10 protein-coding genes and 1 tRNA gene are annotated in these 16,700 nt (G+C 50.8%); 3 read left to right on the forward strand and 8 right to left on the reverse strand.

Going from position 1 to position 16,700, the window contains the following annotated elements; translation table 11 throughout:
* The first annotated feature begins 108 nt into the window (after positions 1–108).
* The 3 genes from MEMAR_RS07200 to MEMAR_RS07210 all read left to right on the forward strand — a co-directional run bounded on the left by MEMAR_RS07200 (position 109) and on the right by MEMAR_RS07210 (position 2,378).
* Positions 109–738 carry a hypothetical protein gene (locus tag MEMAR_RS07200; RefSeq protein WP_011844310.1) on the forward strand — a complete coding sequence of 210 codons (630 nt, stop codon included), beginning with the start codon at positions 109–111 and terminating at the stop codon, positions 736–738.
* A 144-nt stretch (positions 739–882) separates the two neighbouring features.
* Positions 883–954: transfer RNA gene (locus tag MEMAR_RS07205), tRNA-Arg, on the forward strand.
* Positions 955–1,268: 314 nt separating this feature from the next.
* Positions 1,269–2,378 (forward strand): Fic family protein, encoded by a 1,110-nt coding sequence (locus MEMAR_RS07210; RefSeq protein ID WP_011844311.1) that lies wholly within the window; start codon positions 1,269–1,271, stop codon positions 2,376–2,378.
* Positions 2,379–2,910: 532 nt separating this feature from the next.
* On the opposite strand, the gene MEMAR_RS07215 is transcribed toward MEMAR_RS07210, so the two are convergent.
* The 8 genes from MEMAR_RS07215 to MEMAR_RS07250 all read right to left on the reverse strand — a co-directional run bounded on the left by MEMAR_RS07215 (position 2,911) and on the right by MEMAR_RS07250 (position 16,697).
* A complete protein-coding gene (locus tag MEMAR_RS07215; protein WP_011844312.1) occupies positions 2,911–3,171 on the reverse strand; it encodes a type II toxin-antitoxin system RelE family toxin in 261 nt (86 codons plus the stop codon).
* Positions 3,171–3,404 carry a DUF7557 family protein gene (locus tag MEMAR_RS07220; protein WP_011844313.1) on the reverse strand — a complete coding sequence of 78 codons (234 nt, stop codon included), beginning with the start codon at positions 3,402–3,404 and terminating at the stop codon, positions 3,171–3,173. Before MEMAR_RS07220 ends, MEMAR_RS07215 begins: the two co-directional genes overlap by 1 nt.
* Positions 3,405–3,624: 220 nt before the next feature.
* Positions 3,625–8,502, reverse strand: a complete 4,878-nt coding sequence (locus MEMAR_RS07225; protein ID WP_011844314.1) for a DUF3883 domain-containing protein — start codon at positions 8,500–8,502, stop codon at positions 3,625–3,627.
* Between the two features lie 169 nt (positions 8,503–8,671).
* Positions 8,672–9,994 carry a hypothetical protein gene (locus tag MEMAR_RS07230; RefSeq protein ID WP_011844315.1) on the reverse strand — a complete coding sequence of 441 codons (1,323 nt, stop codon included), beginning with the start codon at positions 9,992–9,994 and terminating at the stop codon, positions 8,672–8,674.
* Entirely contained in the window at positions 9,995–12,007 is a 2,013-nt protein-coding gene (locus MEMAR_RS07235) for an ATP-binding protein (protein ID WP_011844316.1), read from the reverse strand.
* Complete coding sequence (locus MEMAR_RS07240) at positions 12,004–12,849, reverse strand: DNA adenine methylase (RefSeq protein ID WP_048063793.1); 846 nt, start codon at positions 12,847–12,849, stop codon at positions 12,004–12,006. Before MEMAR_RS07240 ends, MEMAR_RS07235 begins: the two co-directional genes overlap by 4 nt.
* A gap of 144 nt (positions 12,850–12,993) precedes the next feature.
* Positions 12,994–13,437, reverse strand: coding sequence for an EVE domain-containing protein (locus MEMAR_RS07245; protein WP_048063968.1), 444 nt, complete (start codon positions 13,435–13,437; stop codon positions 12,994–12,996).
* Positions 13,438–13,484: 47 nt separating this feature from the next.
* A complete protein-coding gene (locus MEMAR_RS07250; protein WP_011844319.1) occupies positions 13,485–16,697 on the reverse strand; it encodes a DEAD/DEAH box helicase family protein in 3,213 nt (1,070 codons plus the stop codon).
* Positions 16,698–16,700 lie beyond the last annotated feature (3 nt).

Consider the following 16,700-nt stretch of genomic DNA (forward strand, 5'->3'; position numbering starts at 1 on the left):
GGCCGGCTTCCAACGACATTTTCTGCCGGTTAATAACTATCGAATAAAATATTTCTTCGAATATGCAAGAGTAAAAACATAAATATCCCCCTGGATAATCCCTCTACGATGAGCAAGGTGTATAAATCGCTCTTTGCAGCTGCGGTGATGATCCTGGTCCTCGCATCCGCCGGGTGCGCGGAGATGCCGGCGGCTAGCGATCCGGGCTGGTCCGGGGACCTTTCGCCGGAAGAGGGCGGAGAGGACGACGACCCCGGATACCTGACCCCGGCAACCCCGTATCCGACTGCAACGAACGGTATGGCCGGCCCCACGCTCAGCAGGCCGACGGAGGTCCCGCCGACGCAGGACCCCTACGTGACGCTCTTTAACAAAACAATAGAGTTCAGTCCCGCTCACCTGAGGGATGCCTACTCCTTCAACCTGACCGCGCCCCCGCTCATCATCGACTTCGACGTTGAGCCCAAGATGGTCACGCGGGAGAAGTATACCACCAGCGATTACGGCAAGAAGAAGGACATCGTCGTCAAACAGGAATATCCGAGCGAGGACTCGTGGTTTACGGTGACCGTCAGGGAGCGTGAGTCCGGCGAGATTGTGGCCGAGGACGGGTTCGGAAAAGGTTTCGGCACGGCGACCGATAAGCGAATCTTCGTGGGCAAGTTCGGGGATTACCTGATCGAGCTCTCCGGGAACGAGGCAAAGGTGCACATAAAGATGCGCGCGGGGGGCATTTAGGCCCCCCGGCCCTCACCGTCGGACGGATTTTTACCGGCCGAACTCCGGCACCTGCGGTCTTTGCCGTGGCGTTCCGATCGCCCGGCGAGCAATCCTTTTTAACCTGGACGACCTAGTTGTTAGGGGTAAGACACATATTCTCGTGTCCCGGTAGGGTAGTGGATATCCTAGAAGCCTGCGGAGCTTTTGACCCGGGTTCAAGTCCCGGCCGGGGCGTTTTTCGCTTTTCATCGTGACCGTAGATCGGTGTCTCGTCCGGCCAGGCGGTGCTCCACTGCATATACCGGACGATGGACGTTACAATTCCAAATAGTCAATATTAATACCCTTTCACACCATCGGATAATTGTATGGAGAATTTTCAGCGCACGGAACGCTCTCCGCCACCAGGGAGCACGTCCTCGCTGATACCAATCCGAACGCAGATATCCGGCTTTTTTGGGCAGGTGATGACGGGATGAGAGGTGCTTCGTGCAGCAGGCCGCTGCCGCGGGGTGCGGGCGCATTGCGACCCCGGGGAGGGGGATAACATGACGATCCGACCCTACGTGCCGGAGCCGCTGCCCCCGTCCGGCATCGACTGGGAGACCCATATCCCCCGGATTGCGTCGGCAAACCGCGCCCTCGCCCGCTACGACGGCATCCTCCAGGCGATCCCGAACCCGGGGCTCCTCCTCTCCCCGCTCCTGACGCAGGAGGCGGTGCTGTCTTCAAGGATCGAGGGGACGCAGGCATCGCTCGAGGACGTCCTGCGGTTCGAGGCGAACCCGAAGGAGCCGGTCGGCGATGCGTCGCTTGCCGACATCCGGGAGATCATCAACTACCGGGAGGCGCTGAATGCTGCGGTGGACGCCCTCAAGGCCGGGCGGCTGGACACCGGCCTCGTCTGCGACCTGCACCGGGTTCTCCTGGCCGGCAGCCGGGGCATGGACCGGGAGCCGGGGTGCATCCGCACGATCCAGAACTTCATCGGGCGGGATGCGCATATCGAGCACGCGATCTTCGTCCCGCCGGCGCCGGCGGATCTTCCCGGGGCGCTCGCGGACTGGGAGGCCTACCTGCACCGCGAGGAGAAAGACGTCCTCGTCCAGCTCTCCGTCCTGAAGGCGCAGTTCGAACTCATCCACCCGTTCTGCGACGGCAACGGCCGTGTCGGCCGGATGCTCGTCCCGCTGATCATGTACGAGAAGGGGCTGATCGGAAGCCCGATGTTCTATATCAGCGCCTACCTCGAGCGGAACCGGCCGGTCTACTACGAGCGGCTGCTCGCGATCTCGGGGGACGGGGACTGGAACGGCTGGATCGGGTTCTTCCTCCACGCTATCGAGGAGCAGGCCGGGGCGAACGGCCGGAAAGCAAAGGCGATCCTCGATCTCTACGACGAGATGAAGCGGACGGTGCCGGAGGTGACCCGCTCGCAGTACGCGACCGCCGCGATCGATGCGCTCTTTAAGACGCCGGTCTTCAGTTCGGCCGAGTTTTACGACCAGGCGGCAATACCGCGGAGGGCGGCGGAGCGGGTCCTCCAGCAGCTCCGGGAACACGGGATCATCGCCGTCCTCGCGGAGGGCGGGGGAAGGCGTGCCGCGACCTACGTCTTTCCGCGCCTGATTGCCATCACCGAGGGGGACCGGTTGTGAATACCCCGGTACCTGCGAGCCGTCCTGTGGATCGATTCGCCATGCAACGTTGTATGCACCGGCGTATTCCATGCCCCGGGGGTTTTAGGGCAACCATGACCCGCAGCGGAATTTGTGCGACACCCATGACCCACAACCGATCTTGTGCGACATAGAACACACTTTTGTGTCGCACAAAAGAGGTAGTGCGACACCGCCGCCGCACAACGATCGGGGCCCGGGGCGGGGCGATCGGGCCGGATCCTGGCACTGGAGGGATGGCGGGCGGAGAAGGTGGGGGAAGAACGACTGGCCGAAGGTGTGACGTTCCTCCGGAATGCGACTGCCCGTAGGGTGCGACGGACAACGTCCGGAGCTTGAGCACCCGCAAGGGTGGGAGCAGGAGCGTGAGCACCGGAGTTTGAGCACCGGAGGTTGCGAGAGAAGAGGAACTCGACGATCAGCGCCGGGGCCGGGGGGGTGGTCGTGAAGGTGCTCGGCGGGGGTGAGGTGCCCTGTGAGATTTGATACTGGAGAGTTCCAGACCGGAGGATCAGTACTTCCGGGAGATATTTTTGTACCCGATCTCGACTACGAATATCACTAGTTTGTTGTCCTCGATTGTCAGGATGCAGCGGTACTGGCCGATTCTGTACGAGTAGAGGGGGACGGCAAACGATCCTTCGAGTTTCCTGACATGGTTGTAGAGGTCCGCCTTGATCTTTTTGAGGGACGTGTGGATTCTCACCGCCATGTCCCGGGGGAGTCCGGCAACGTCTTTTTGCGCACCGGGGGAGTAGATGAGGGCGTACATTACAGGCCCAGGGTTCTATCCATCTCTTCTTCGGTCACGTATCGTCCCGCCTGGAAATCCGCCACGGCCTCCTCTATTCGTCCAAGCGTCTCTTCGGAGAGCGGCTCCGTATCGATGGCCGTCTCGGTCAGGCGCCGGATTACATCGCTGTAGGTCTCGCGGGGATGCCGTTTGAGCGTATTGAGGCGGCGTTTGAGCTCTGTATCGATCTTGATGGTGGCGGTCCGGGGCATACCTAGGTGTATGATGGTATACCAAGATACAGGTGATGGAGGATCGAGGGTGTGTCCGTGGGCGGTGTGGGAGTTACTTCAGCATCCCGTCCCGCCAGAAGAAGGTCTTGCCGGGGTCCCGTTCGTATTTTTCAATTTAGCAGGTAGTGTCATGATCGGGAGAATACTTGGATGACCTCTATTTCCTTAGGATTAAGGATCCAGCCATGACATTTGTCAACTATAGCTGAACTTGTATGATTCTAGCCTCAAGTTCATCCAGTTGCCACCGTTTGACAGGGTTCTGAATCTTTTCGCAGATCATGATACCTTCAGAGGGGCTATAATAGACATGGTAGATGAAATATCTGTCACCGGATTCTTTAGCCAGATCCCACTCATTCTTAGATATCATGAACGCATCTCGTGGTTTAATTGATGATTTCACTTCGATATAGATTTCCTTACCACTTTCAACGACCTTGATATCGTGGCCATATCCTCTATCATTACTTTTACGGGCTTTATTGTGCCAAACAACTTCAATCGCGATATCGCCATTATGAGAGAGGACAAAACCATCTTCGGTGTCGCTCATAGACGCACCAGGATAGCGTTTTTGCATCTTCTGTTTGAGATCCTGGTATACAACTTCCTCACCCCAGTGACCAATCTTGATCCGCTTATCCTCCTTATACCGCTCTGATTCGTGGATCTTTTCTTCAGACCCTGGCCTTTCAGGCAATTTCGTCATCTTCAAATCATTGAGGTTACCCTTTCTTTGGCGAGGAGAGAAGGTGACATGGACTAATCGGACTAATTCCGGGTCTTTGCTAGTTAATATATCTATATTCTCATTTTCCAACTCAAATGAGCGGTCTTCGACATTTCGATGTTTCGATGGCTCTTCGGGGTGCAATAGCGTTCTAGGTTGCCCCGATTGCGATCGGGAGGGGATCCCACCTAAACCGCTATCGTTATCTCTTGAGGGAGGTGCTGGTGGGCTACTAGGACTTGGTGGAATAGACAACGGTTCTACATTATCTGAGTTAGAGGGAATTTCTTCAGGTGACAAGCAGTTTTTTGACGTAGTTCTGGGATTGGATGAAGTATCAGGTTCTCTCTCCAAGGGTTTTTCTGTCGGTTTGACCAACGTTGAGGTATCCTGCACCTGATCTATCGCAGTTAGTGAAGTAAACCATTTGACCTCACTATATGGCAATTGCGGGATCTTTACGGAGTCAAGGAACTTTTCAACGCTCTCTGAATTTGGATGCGTAAACAGATGACATATAAATATATCAAGATCTTTAATAGGACCAAAGAATTTCCCGAACTCGATAGGGATTTGGGATTGATCGATTTTGTCGATGTAGAGAGTGTTTCCATCAAGTAAAACATCTCTGGTAGTTTTTACAGTCCGATTTCTAAGAATGTACTCTACATTGATGCGATCAAGCAACACACATCGAATGTCTTTTAGATTAATCAGTTTATGACCACTCTTTAAACAATCGTAATCCTCTGGGTGTTTATTGTAGAGATATCGCAGAATATAGGGGGTTAAATCCTGTATACGCCGAGTCAATTCTGGTGCATCCTTGTGAGCCAGATGACCGCCATCTGTAAGGACGCATTTCACTGACTCCGACAGTTTTGAGATCTTTGCATGCTTGACGAAATGTTCTAGATCCCGGAGATCTGTGATATCTACTGCCAGGAATGCAATGTCTTCCCATTCGACAAACAGGTCATAGAGCGCAGGATCATCATTAACAAAAATGTCACCATCGTTACGCCAGAACTGCTTTTTGTTAACCCACAACAGGGACTTACCAGTAAAATCCTTCCACCATGAAGCATTTGAATTTCCCGCGTTTTGTTTTAAAAGTCTATTAAATTCTTTGTAGATTGTGATAATCTTTCTTTCATCAACCTCCGCTCGCTCCACGTTTGCTGAAATTTGCTCGAGGGTTGTTACGAGATCCTCGGAGGCAGGACTTACTTTCACAACCAGACCGTCAATAAACAGGCTACGGCACTCCGAATACCAGGTTCTCAATGAGGGTAAGTGTTCTTTGAGATTGTCAAATTGACAGTCCCAGAACACGTCATCCGCAGAGAAATATTTCTGATCAGTTTCAGGGATAAAAATTAAACGTTCTTCCCGAAATGCATGCAGGACTGGAAACGGACTCTGTTTCGGTTGAGGGATTAAGTAACTTCCCGAATACTTTCGTTTAGGGATCAAATCTTGGAGAAGTGAATAGAGATATTTAAACTCTTCAACGTTCTCGGATCCAGAACGCACCATCCTATCAATCACTTCGGTTATCTCGTTGATGCCTACGCTTGTCCGTATCTCTACATCGTTGAGGAATTTAGTATGTTGCTTTAGATCTACATCAAAACCAATGTACTTTACGGAATTTTCAAGAGTCCTCCTAATATCACTGCTATTCAAAAAAAGGCCTTTTAAGGGGGCAAAAGTTCCGTCCGTGGCAGTAACCCATGGGAACGTCTTCAGCTTAAGAAGGAAGGTTGTTTGTGTTTTATCATACTTCCATCCATGCTCACCCAGATAACGGTAGTAATATCTGCATTCAAGGTACCCTCGATAGTCATCCCAGTTATCCAAAAACAGCTTAAATAGCATAAAACTGATGTCTCTCTGCTGTGCTGGAGCAGACTTACAAAAACAGCCAAAAATACGATCTAAATCTGTGCTAATGTAATCGTCCTCGATAAAATATGCCGATTCCGTATTCTTCCATCCACTGGAACTCCATGGTGTGTTTTTAAGATCATACCGATAGATTCTTTTCTTTGTCACCACATTATTGGCCTTCTCTCCACCTTCATAACGTTCTGTCTCAGGATCAAGTGAAACAGAGATGCCCTCATGAACACGAAGGGCCATCACAAATTCCTTCCAAGAGGATTCGACCTCCATCTTTCTTTTACGATAGGGCTCAATTTGTTTCTGGATCTGCGACCGCTTTTTTGCTCTTCTTCCCTTCTTCGGTTTTGACTCCGCCAGGACCTGTTGGATTTTTGCATCGATATTTTTCAAATCGCTCCTGATATAACAGGGATGGAGGGAATTCTCCAGGAAGAAGGTCTCTCCGGCAGCAGCCATAGTAGAAGAGAGATGATATCTGCTTTCGTAGTCATCAGACAGATAGATTTGATCAGGATGTCTGTAGTCACCCTGGCCCTGTTTGCCATTAACTCTAAGATAAATCGCTTTTCCGATGGTTCCAATAAGTCCTTCAACTTTCTGTAGTCGCTCAAAATGATCTTTGATGAAATGGATATGGCCCTGCAGAATTCCAGGAGGTTTCTTTTTCCAAGTCTCTCTATGGTATTGAGGCAAAATATGCTGATTGATGATATTGCTTGGATCGGGATTGACTATGTTTAACTTTTTAAGAAATTCGATGAGATCCTTTGCATCTTCCTCGGCCCTGACAGCATTTCTAATGTCAGCATCAAGCACCCTGAGTGTGCCTTCGAGATCTGACTCAAATCCATATTTTTTCCCGGTCCTTTCAAGATATAAAAAGATTTGACCGTTGTTTGCTGAGCAGTAATCCCCGTTTTCGAGTTTAATGATAGGTAATTGGATGATGTCATCCAAAGTTAAGTTTCCCGACTTTGCCACTTCCAGTTGCTGTGCACAATATCGGTACAGCATTATAAGCCATTCATTGGAATGTTTCTTTACCCATTCTGGATGTTTAAGGCATTCCTCGAGGTGCTTAGGTGTGAAATCCGCGATGCCGAGCAAGTCACGTAATTCTCTTTTCAGATAAAAGGTATTTGCAACATATTCTTTCCCAAAGTTAGATCGAAGTTCATTGTTGGAAACAAGATCTTTAAGGTCATCTTCTGCATAATAGACATCGCAGGGCTTTTTCCACGAACCTGATTCGGTAAGAATGCATTCAACACCACTTAATGCCTGAAATGCTTGATGCATGAGTGGGTTGAAGAACTCATCAGTAATCTCTTCGGGGAGCGAGAGATGTTTGAGGAAACTCGTGCTCAGTTTTTTATCGTGCTTAAACTTCCCAATGGCTTTAATTAAAACATCGGGTATCTTAGAGCGTAACCATTGATTCCACCGTGAATCCTGTAAAATATCTTCCCGGTTTGAAGTGAGAAGAAAATCTGCTTGAACTATAAAATTAAAACCACACTTTTTTACAGGGAGGAATGCAAAAATATCAGGCTTTGACACGTTTTGGATATTAATAGGATGTCCACCCTCACTCACCGGGAATGCGAGGACTATTTCAGTGCTTCTGATATCCTCTCTCCGGGGCTCCTGATCGATTATCTCCTGTGGCACCTTGAATGTAGCACGGATTACCCACCAGTACTGACTCTGGTCCTGGTAATCAATCGTAACAAGACCTTCACTCCCCGATTTCGTTACCGCTTTGAGGTTATCATTGATTTCGTCGATAATTTCTATACGTTGTAATTTGCGCAGGAAGAGAATGAGTGTCGGATCAATCTCGTCAAACAAGTTTAACCGTTCACGAGCGTCAGCACGAAGAGGGAGGATAATATTCGTTACTTTTGGATTTGCGTACTCCGGAATTGAAGGCAACCAATATGGCACAATGTAGCCAAGGTCACCCCCATCTGAACGTCTGAACTCAAACTGGAATCCATTCGAGATGATTTTTGGGGAGTCACTGATTTTAAAAACAGATTTGAAGCCAATGCCCTTCTCACCAATGTATCCCTCACTCTTTTTTTTAGCCTTGATAGTCTGTCCAACGCTGCAAATTCTCTCAACGTCTTCGGCAGTGAATCCAATCTCATTATTATATATAACCAATGTATCTGGTTTTATGGAAAACACAATCGAAGGCTGAACGGCTGGATCGTAGGTATTGTCCTCAGCATTTTGGATGAGTTCCATGACGAAATGGGTTTTCTTTCTATAGAGATCTTCAGATAGTTTTTGCAGGGCACTATCGAGATCCCGGTTTTTTTTGTTCCAAGCATTTTTAGTTCTGCGATTCCTAAGACCTTTTAACCTGTGCCCCGTATTCTCATTATGAATTTGCTCGACAATCCTTTTGACATTCCGAGAAGAATACACACCCGATCACTAAACGAAAGTGTGTGAAGCACCATATAAGGCTTTGCAAACCATCTATGCCCAATCAGAATCAGTCATCACCAACAAGCCTCGTACCTCCTCCAAGAACGATGCAACTAGCAATCTAGTCAGTTTCCAATACCTTTACGAAGATCTTTTTGCGGTTAATCTACGGATGTAATCCTTCTTCAGAGAACAACTTCAGAATCTTTGCAGATGGATATGTGGACAATGAAGCAATCCCATTGGCGAGTTCTATGGGTAGGAGCGCTCCCTCATACCGATTGCTCAAAATTGTCAGGAGCGTGGCAAATATTCTCTCCCATCCGATGAGATCTTCCGATCGGGGGTTTTGAGTGTACAAACCAAATGGGACATTCAGAACCATCATATGGTAATTGTTCAGCTTAACAAAGACTTTTGCACCATAGTTTGTATCCTTCCCATACGGGGCCCCATTTTCTGGGCGGCATTGGATGTGTCTCTTGATGTAGAGGTCTTGCAGGATAAGATAACTCATCGTTGGTGCATCTTTACCTATGAACTGCAGGTGATCGTAGAATGTCCCCGACTTTTCCTGTCCAATGATATGGATAGGATAGCCGTTCTCTTGGGCATAGGCAAGGAATAACCGAATTGGCTCAACGAGTTTTGAATACTGGGCACGAATTGAAAGAGGGCCATCTTTTAGGAAGAGGCACTCTGTCAACAACTCGCGGTGGTTCTCCCAAAACAATCTGATCGCGGTGAATAGAAGAAGTGTCTCATGCAGGATCATATAGGTGGAGGCAATTGTCGGTGAAACTGCTTCTTCGCCCATTTCAAGATGGAAACCAAGAAAGTCAGTAATATACACTTCCTTTCCGCACGTGGGACACCTCCCGCATTCAGCATCGTAAGGTAAAGTGGTCAGATGTTTACTTCCTTCATGCCCATGCGGACATTCAAATTCGGGCAGACTCCTCTTAGTTTCCCCCCATTTCCTGTATGCAAGCCACTTGAGGGTCTCGAGGATTTGACCATTCATTCCAGGGGAGGTATCACAGATAGATTTGTAGATCGTTTGACGAACCGTATCGTAGATATTACTCCCTTCACTCCATGTGTTTCGTAGCGGGAGCAATGTTGCATGGAATATTACCGACTCTCGCAGGATGTCACGTAAAACAAATGGATGTGGGTTTTCCTTATCCACCCTTGCGAGTGCATGAGTATCAAGTTTTATCATGGCTGTTTTGATGAATGCTATGGAGGAGTAAGGAACGGAATCATGGTCAATCCTCTGCAGAGATCCGTCCACTGCAAAGATATACTTGAGTGGTTCTCCAGGATCTAGCATCTCTTGCCATTCCACGGTCAGGCATTCATCAGGCACATACTGGCGTTTGAAACTCTCAAGTAACTCGTTAACCAGCGAGTAATCAAGTATATCCAGGTGACCCAGTCGGCTGGCATGTTCTCCTGGAAGTCGTGATCCCTGCTGATATGGCATTTATGCACACCTTCGTGAAGACGGCTGGGGAGTGAACTTGTTTGCCTGAACAGGTATCACAAAACGGTGCGACCGAGTGAGCATCCGCACATACCCCTGCGTTTTTGTTTGAAGTATATCTTCGATGAGATCTTCGTATGCTACATTCAGATTTGCGAGTTTAGTGACCTCTGGCCTTGAGGAGATATGAGTGACAAAGAAATTCTCTGTTTGTGCAAGAAGATCCCGGCTAATGGTTGACGGAGATTGTGTGGAATATACCATACCGAGGTGATACTTTGCTCCTTCTTTTGCTATTCGGCTGTAAATATCAACAATTTTCTGTTCATCAGCAGGGAACAGATTATGGGCCTCCTCGAAGTATAGTTGAATATAATGATCGTTGAGCGCGTTTGACGAGAACAGATCAACCTGATGGGCAAAGATCTCCTCCGAAAGCCATCGCGAGAAATAGTTCATTACTTCAGGGTGTGCGTTGCTCAAATCAAGAATGACAGTCTGCCCCTGAACGACAAGTCTGATTATCTCGGTCACAAAGTTTGTAGCGTTCGGATCGTGGTAGATCCTATAGCGCTGGATTTTCCTCGGGCCGCTGGCGGACCTGGATCGCGGAGCCAAGAATCCAAGCAGCGCTTCGTCATCGGAGTCAAAGAGGTTGTGATCCCCAGAGGTTGAACGAAGCCTGTCACCTTCGCGATCTTGTTGCGCAAAGAGCTCAAATTCGTGTGCGAGTTCTTCAAGAGTGCTTATCGATGGGGGCGGGGTTTGGTCCACCGATTGATACACAGCGGTTCGTGTCCGTCGTGCAAACCGTGGATTTACGCCCCCTAACTCCCGAATTGTTTCCATGTTCGGGGTGAAACCAGCCCGATGGAGGATTGCCCAGTACATCAGGATCTTTCTTCGAGCACGGATCTGATCTCCTGGGTTCTCCATCCCTTCAATCTGTTCAAATGAGGGGATTTCTACTGAAAGGAAACTGCTGACGTAGTCAGAGGGATGTCGCTCCTGTTCGCGTATAAAGGTGTTGAGGATGTGATGCGAAAGATCGGGATGTGCATAGAAGTCTAATCGAAGCGGGCGTGATGGTGTATTGGCCTTGGGTGTAATGGCATAGATCTGGCAATCGTCAGCATGTGCAGTTGCCAGAGATGCACTGTCGTCCTGAGGGTTATCGTTGGCATACTCACCGTTAATGTCGAAAATGACCTGCCCCACAGTATGTGTCCGAGGGTCTTCCTCTGTGGGTGTCCTTCGGGTTGTTAGGATGACGCTCTCGGCAATGATCTTTACAATATTGCTTTTACCTGTGCGGGTTTTCCCAAACATGGCAGTTCTAGTGCCTTTGAAGTCGTTTGTGGATATTGCCACGGGAACTGTGTGCATAGTCTGCCCCGGCAATGGCAACCGACATTCGGTCAATCGCAGTGTTCCAATATCGCACCTGTTTTCCTGCGGGACCGTAGCGTTTATGATGAGATCGAGGAGTTCATCGCTGGGAGCATATACGAGGTATTTGTGGGCGCTCACGATGTTATTGAGGTCTCCGGAAAGTTCAACCGCATTCGGTCGGTCAGGGTGAGGGTAATACATTCCAAGGACTGCCGTCTTCAATGCACCCCACTGAAGCTCGCTTTGGGTGAATACATCCAGTTCAGGCATGGACTTTTTGTGCAACTCAAAGTAGGTCTGTTGCTTTTCCTGCTTCAGTGGTTCATCCGCTGTTTCAAGAACCCGTAGCAGGGAGAAATGAGGAGGATATTTCTCGTACTCGGCAGGGACCATGATGAGAAGTGAGTTCCGGGGGATGCCACCCACAGCCTTTTTGAAGGCATCCGATGTGATGATGGTTGCCGTAGTGTAGCCGATTTCAAGTACGTATCCCACAAATCGGGAACCCTCATAATCCCCGCTCGTGACCTTTCGTTTTTCTTCCACTAGGAAATCCGAGAGTCTCCGTAGCGGGTGCTCCTGCATTGCCGCACTGCTGCAGAATGCCTGCATATTCATCATGAGGACACCTCGTTTACGTGGTAGATCACCATTTCCCCAGGATCCGTTGTTATCTGTCCGGGGCTCGAACCGGTTCCTCTGTCGAGCCGGTACATAGAGTAGTCGTCGTATAGCGCGAGAATGTCCGGATGAGACGAGTTTGTCATGACCCACTGTACTCCACGCTCTGTAGCCTCACGAAGGCACGATGCAAGCCTCTTGTGATCCTCGAAGTTGAACTCGCCGAACATGTAATGAGCATGCAGCTGTTCACGTTCACCCGGGCGGTATGGGGGGTCAAGGTAGAGAAAATCCCCTTCACGGCATGAGGCAATGGTTTCCTCAAAATCGCAGCAAAGTAGAACTGCGTGCTGGAGTCGCTGTGCCACCGCACAAAGATCATCAGGCCCTATCACCCAACGTCGTTCTTGGCCTCCATATCCCACGTTAAATTCGCCGTTGTTGTTATGACGCCACATGCCTTTGAAGCAGGTTCGGTTCAGGTAGAGGGTTCGTGCGGCTCGCTCCAGAAGGTGAAGGTCATCACGGTTCAGGCTCCTTATTTTATAGTATCCTGCCTTATTTGCCGGATACCTGCTGTAGAGTTCCCAGACGACATCCGGGTTTTTTCTGATACCCAGATACAGATCGATTAACTCTCTATTGATATCAGCAAGGATCGCCTTTTCTGGATTTACATGGAAGAAGACTGAACCGCCCCCTAGAAAGGGTTCGACATATGTCCGGATGGATTGAGGCTCAAGAGGGAGGAGATGAGAGAAGTGACATACATACCTCTGTTTCCCCCCAGGATAGCGTAATAATGAAATATTTTTCTCTATACTGGCTGTCTGGGTTAGCATAAGCAAGGGCTCCTTTTATATGTCATATAGCAAATGTGCTTGACTAATGGTGATTATGTAGAGTCGGCATAAAAAGGATTCGTAACGGCCCCAGCAGATGAATGTGTCGTTATCGAGTGTCCGTTTACGTCTTTGTTGTGCGTATTAGGGTTTTGCAGCGTCCAAGACTGTTTGGTAGTCCTCTTCAGGAATCACCCGCATCGCCTGTCGTATATGCCCGGTCCACATCGTTTTATTGGTAATAAATTTCAGCTTTGGGATGAGCGGCTTGAACTCCACTGGGAGGTCGAAAACGTTTACGGGCTTCAGTTTTATCCGGTATGGGAAGACCTCGTCACCCATCTGCTCGGGTGCGACAAACACCTTCGTTCGCTCCTCATAGGGCTCTGATACTACCTCGAATGCTCCGGTCACAGCGGATGGCAGCAGCGTGTCCCCCTCTTTCTGCTGTGATACATAGATGAGGACCGTGTCGCCAGGCTTCACCCGTTCAATAATGCTCTTATTGCGCTGAGGGACACCCCAGATATTCTTCTTCCGGGTGATCTCCCAGTTTGTCCGGTTGGATATTGCGAGCCAACGTGTCATGCAGAGTGATTGTAAGAAAATGACGTAAATGTTTGGTTTGATAGTTCTCATGAGAGAACGAATTCAAACAACTCACTAATGAAGTTCGATTGATAAAGGGAAAGGACATGGTGCTTCTTCCGCTGCTCTTTCGTTTTGTAAAGAGACGTCTCAGCCACCGTGCCCGGCTGGCTCACGGAGATGATGAAGGAGTCGAGTGATATTCCGCATTCAATGCCTTTATTCCTGTACGTTGCATTGACTTTCCGCTCGATCTCCTTGATATCCTCTGCAAGTTGCACCTTTTCATCTTCAGGCCCGGGACTGAACACCATCCCATGCGGCTCAAGGAAGACGATATGCTGCTTGCTGGCGTCGACCACCCACATGATGAAATCCGGGTAGAACCACGAATATTTGTAAAAACCTACGCCGGTTTTCGGGATGTTGCGAAGCAGATAGATCTTTTTTCCGTCGAAGAGATCTGCATGGTCATTGATGTAGTTCTTAATCCCCTGCACCAGTTTTTCTTCACCCTCATTGAGCCCTTCCGGGGAGATTGCGGCGATTTTACTCGAAGCCTTACTGGTTTTTGCGAGCAGCGGCTGATACAGGTGGTTCTGGAAGAAGACATTGGTGACGAACTTGGTGTTCTCGTCCGCATAGATCCGATCGACCTGCCGGGCAAGCGCATCGATTGCCTCGATTACGTCCGTCTCGTTTTCCCGCATTTTTACGACGTACTCCTTGAACTCGAAATTGCCATGTGACTCCGAAAGGCGCTCGATCCAGATGTTCTCCATCATCCATGCGTTCTTCTGCCGGCTGTACGCAGCCTGGAGCGCCTTTTTCAGGACAAGCACGATGACGTCCTGCAGTTTCTGCACGTCCCCAAATGACTCAGGGTTGATAACATGGTCGGCACAGTACAGGGTGTAGCGCCCGGGGTCTTCTATGGTCTCCCGTAACAGGGTTTTGTCGAAGACCATGTTCTTCCAGCCCTTGCTGCTCTTGTGCTCGAGGAGGGTGAAGTACACCGCGTCCCAGTCAACGAGATCCAGGTAGCGCGGGTCGATTGAGACGGGGTCGGGGCGGGAGTCGGCTTCCAAACCTTCGTAATACACGCTGTCCTCACTCTCCACTTTGGCGAGGAGATCAACCTTTACCGGGACGATGTGATCTCCAGTCAGGACGAACCGTCGTTTCCTCTCGAATCCGGTCTTCTCCCAGTGGGGAATGAGCAGACCTTCGCTGAGGTGATCCTCGCAGACCTTGATTGCAATATGTCGTTCGACGGTCTTGTAATCATCAACGCCTTCGATGGTGAGGAACTCGCGCAGGTAGCCGATGTACTTGGCGTCGACCCCGAAGATGTTGAGCGTCTCCAGGAGCGGGAGATCCAGGGGTTGATCCCCGGCATCGTTGGTGCTGCGTTTGAGGGAATTGTTCCTGCCCTTGAGCCGGACCCCGCGCCCGAAGAGCTGGATGATCTCGGTGCCTTCGCTCTTCCCGATGTTGATGAGCCCCATGCAGGAGACCCGGTAGCAGTCCCAGCCTTCGATGAACTTTTTCGCACCGATGAGCACGTTCACGGTGGAGTCCGGGGCGTCGATGGCGCGGAAAAGTGATGGATGATCGATTCTCTCGATACCAATCTGCGGCTCATGCCCTTCGACAAGTTTTATGAACTTCGTTGCGTCTCCAACGTAGATGTCCCCAAAGAAGTCGCTGTCGCCGCTTTTGAGACCGATTTCCCCATCAGTGCCCTTCAGGAGCACAAGGGTCAGACCAGCGGGTTCGGCGCAGCGGAAGATGCGGCCAAGCATGTCGCCGTAGATCTCCTCCGCGCTCAGCCCACGCTCCCTGAGGTAACGGAGGCGCTGCTCGGGATAGGCCGGACTGAAGATGTCGTGCTTGGTTTTTTCGTGGAGAAGGCCGGATTTTCCCTGGAGGAACTCATCCGTGGTCCGGGTTATCCAGTCCCGTTCGGTGAGAACCTTCTGCAGGAACCGGACGACCGTGAGCACGTCGGACTTGGTGCCGGAGACATTGACCTTGCTCCCCACGAATATCCAGAGCGGGTCGGCGATGTTGTACTCGGCGGTGGCGACGTCCTTGAGATCCTCGAAGACCAGTTTCTGCTCGTAGTAGGTGAGGAGGTTTGCGAGGAGCACCCGGTCCGTTTCGTACGTGGATTTGTTGACGTTGAGGATGCGGTACTCCTTGCCATAGCCGTCGTTGTAGAAGTACGGGTAGGAGTAGTCGAAGAGGATGGTCTTGGCAAATTCGGCGAGGTTGTCGTTATCGCCTCCTGAAGCCGCCGCCTGCCCGAATGTGGCGCTGTACTCGAAGGTGAAGCCTTCGCGGGCAACTTCACGCCGGAACATCTTCCACTTCTCACCGCCGCTGCCCTTATGCGCTTCGTCCACGAAGACGAGGTTCTTCCTGCCGAAGCTCTCGATGTCCACCCGCCTGAGGCCGCCGTCCTGTTTGTCCTCGGTGAACCGGGTGATCTCGATGACGTTCACGGCCTCCTCAGACTGCCGCTGGAAGTAGCCGCCGAGCCCGGTGGCGTCGAACTCGGTACACGGGATGCCACTTTTCTTCATCTCCCGGAGGTGCTGCGCGGTGAGGTCGCTATTAGGGGTGATGAGGAGGATGCGGTCAATGTCCAGCCGATGGGGTCCTTTGTTGTAGTGCTGGAACTGGAGGTAGGCAAGATGGATGAGGAAGGTCTTGCCCGACCCGGTCGCCATCCAGTAGGCGCACTTGCGGAGGTCGTCCATGCCGGGCATGTACCGCTCGTAATACTCATAGGGGTCTAGGACGGATGGAAATGCCTCTTTGATATATTCCTTCACCGCCTCCTCGACCAGGGAGGCGAGTCTCCCGGGGCTCTGGAAGTAGCGGTCCAGGTAGGCCTCGGTGAAAAGGGCGGCAAGCCACTGGTAGTACTTGAGGTTGATGGGAACGTCGCGGTGGACGTTGATGCGGTGCATGTGCCGCACAATATTGTCGTCGTAGTTGCGCAACTCGTCGAGCGTGACGCCGGCGTCTTTCCGGAACCGGGTGTCGCTCTTGAGGACGTGGTAGTAGTGGGTGTGCCCGTCCTCACCCTCGCCCTCCTCGACGCCAGCGAGGGCACCCTGGAAGTCCTGGAAGGACTTCATCCCGAAGAGACGGTACGCAAATGCGCACTTGACCAGCCACGGCCGGAGTCCCTCCTCCTTCGATGATTTCCCGGGCTTTTGCCCTTTCTTTCGTCCCCGCTGTGCCGCCACGCC

Source organism: Methanoculleus marisnigri JR1 (assembly GCF_000015825.1).
GTDB lineage: Archaea > Halobacteriota > Methanomicrobia > Methanomicrobiales > Methanoculleaceae > Methanoculleus > Methanoculleus marisnigri.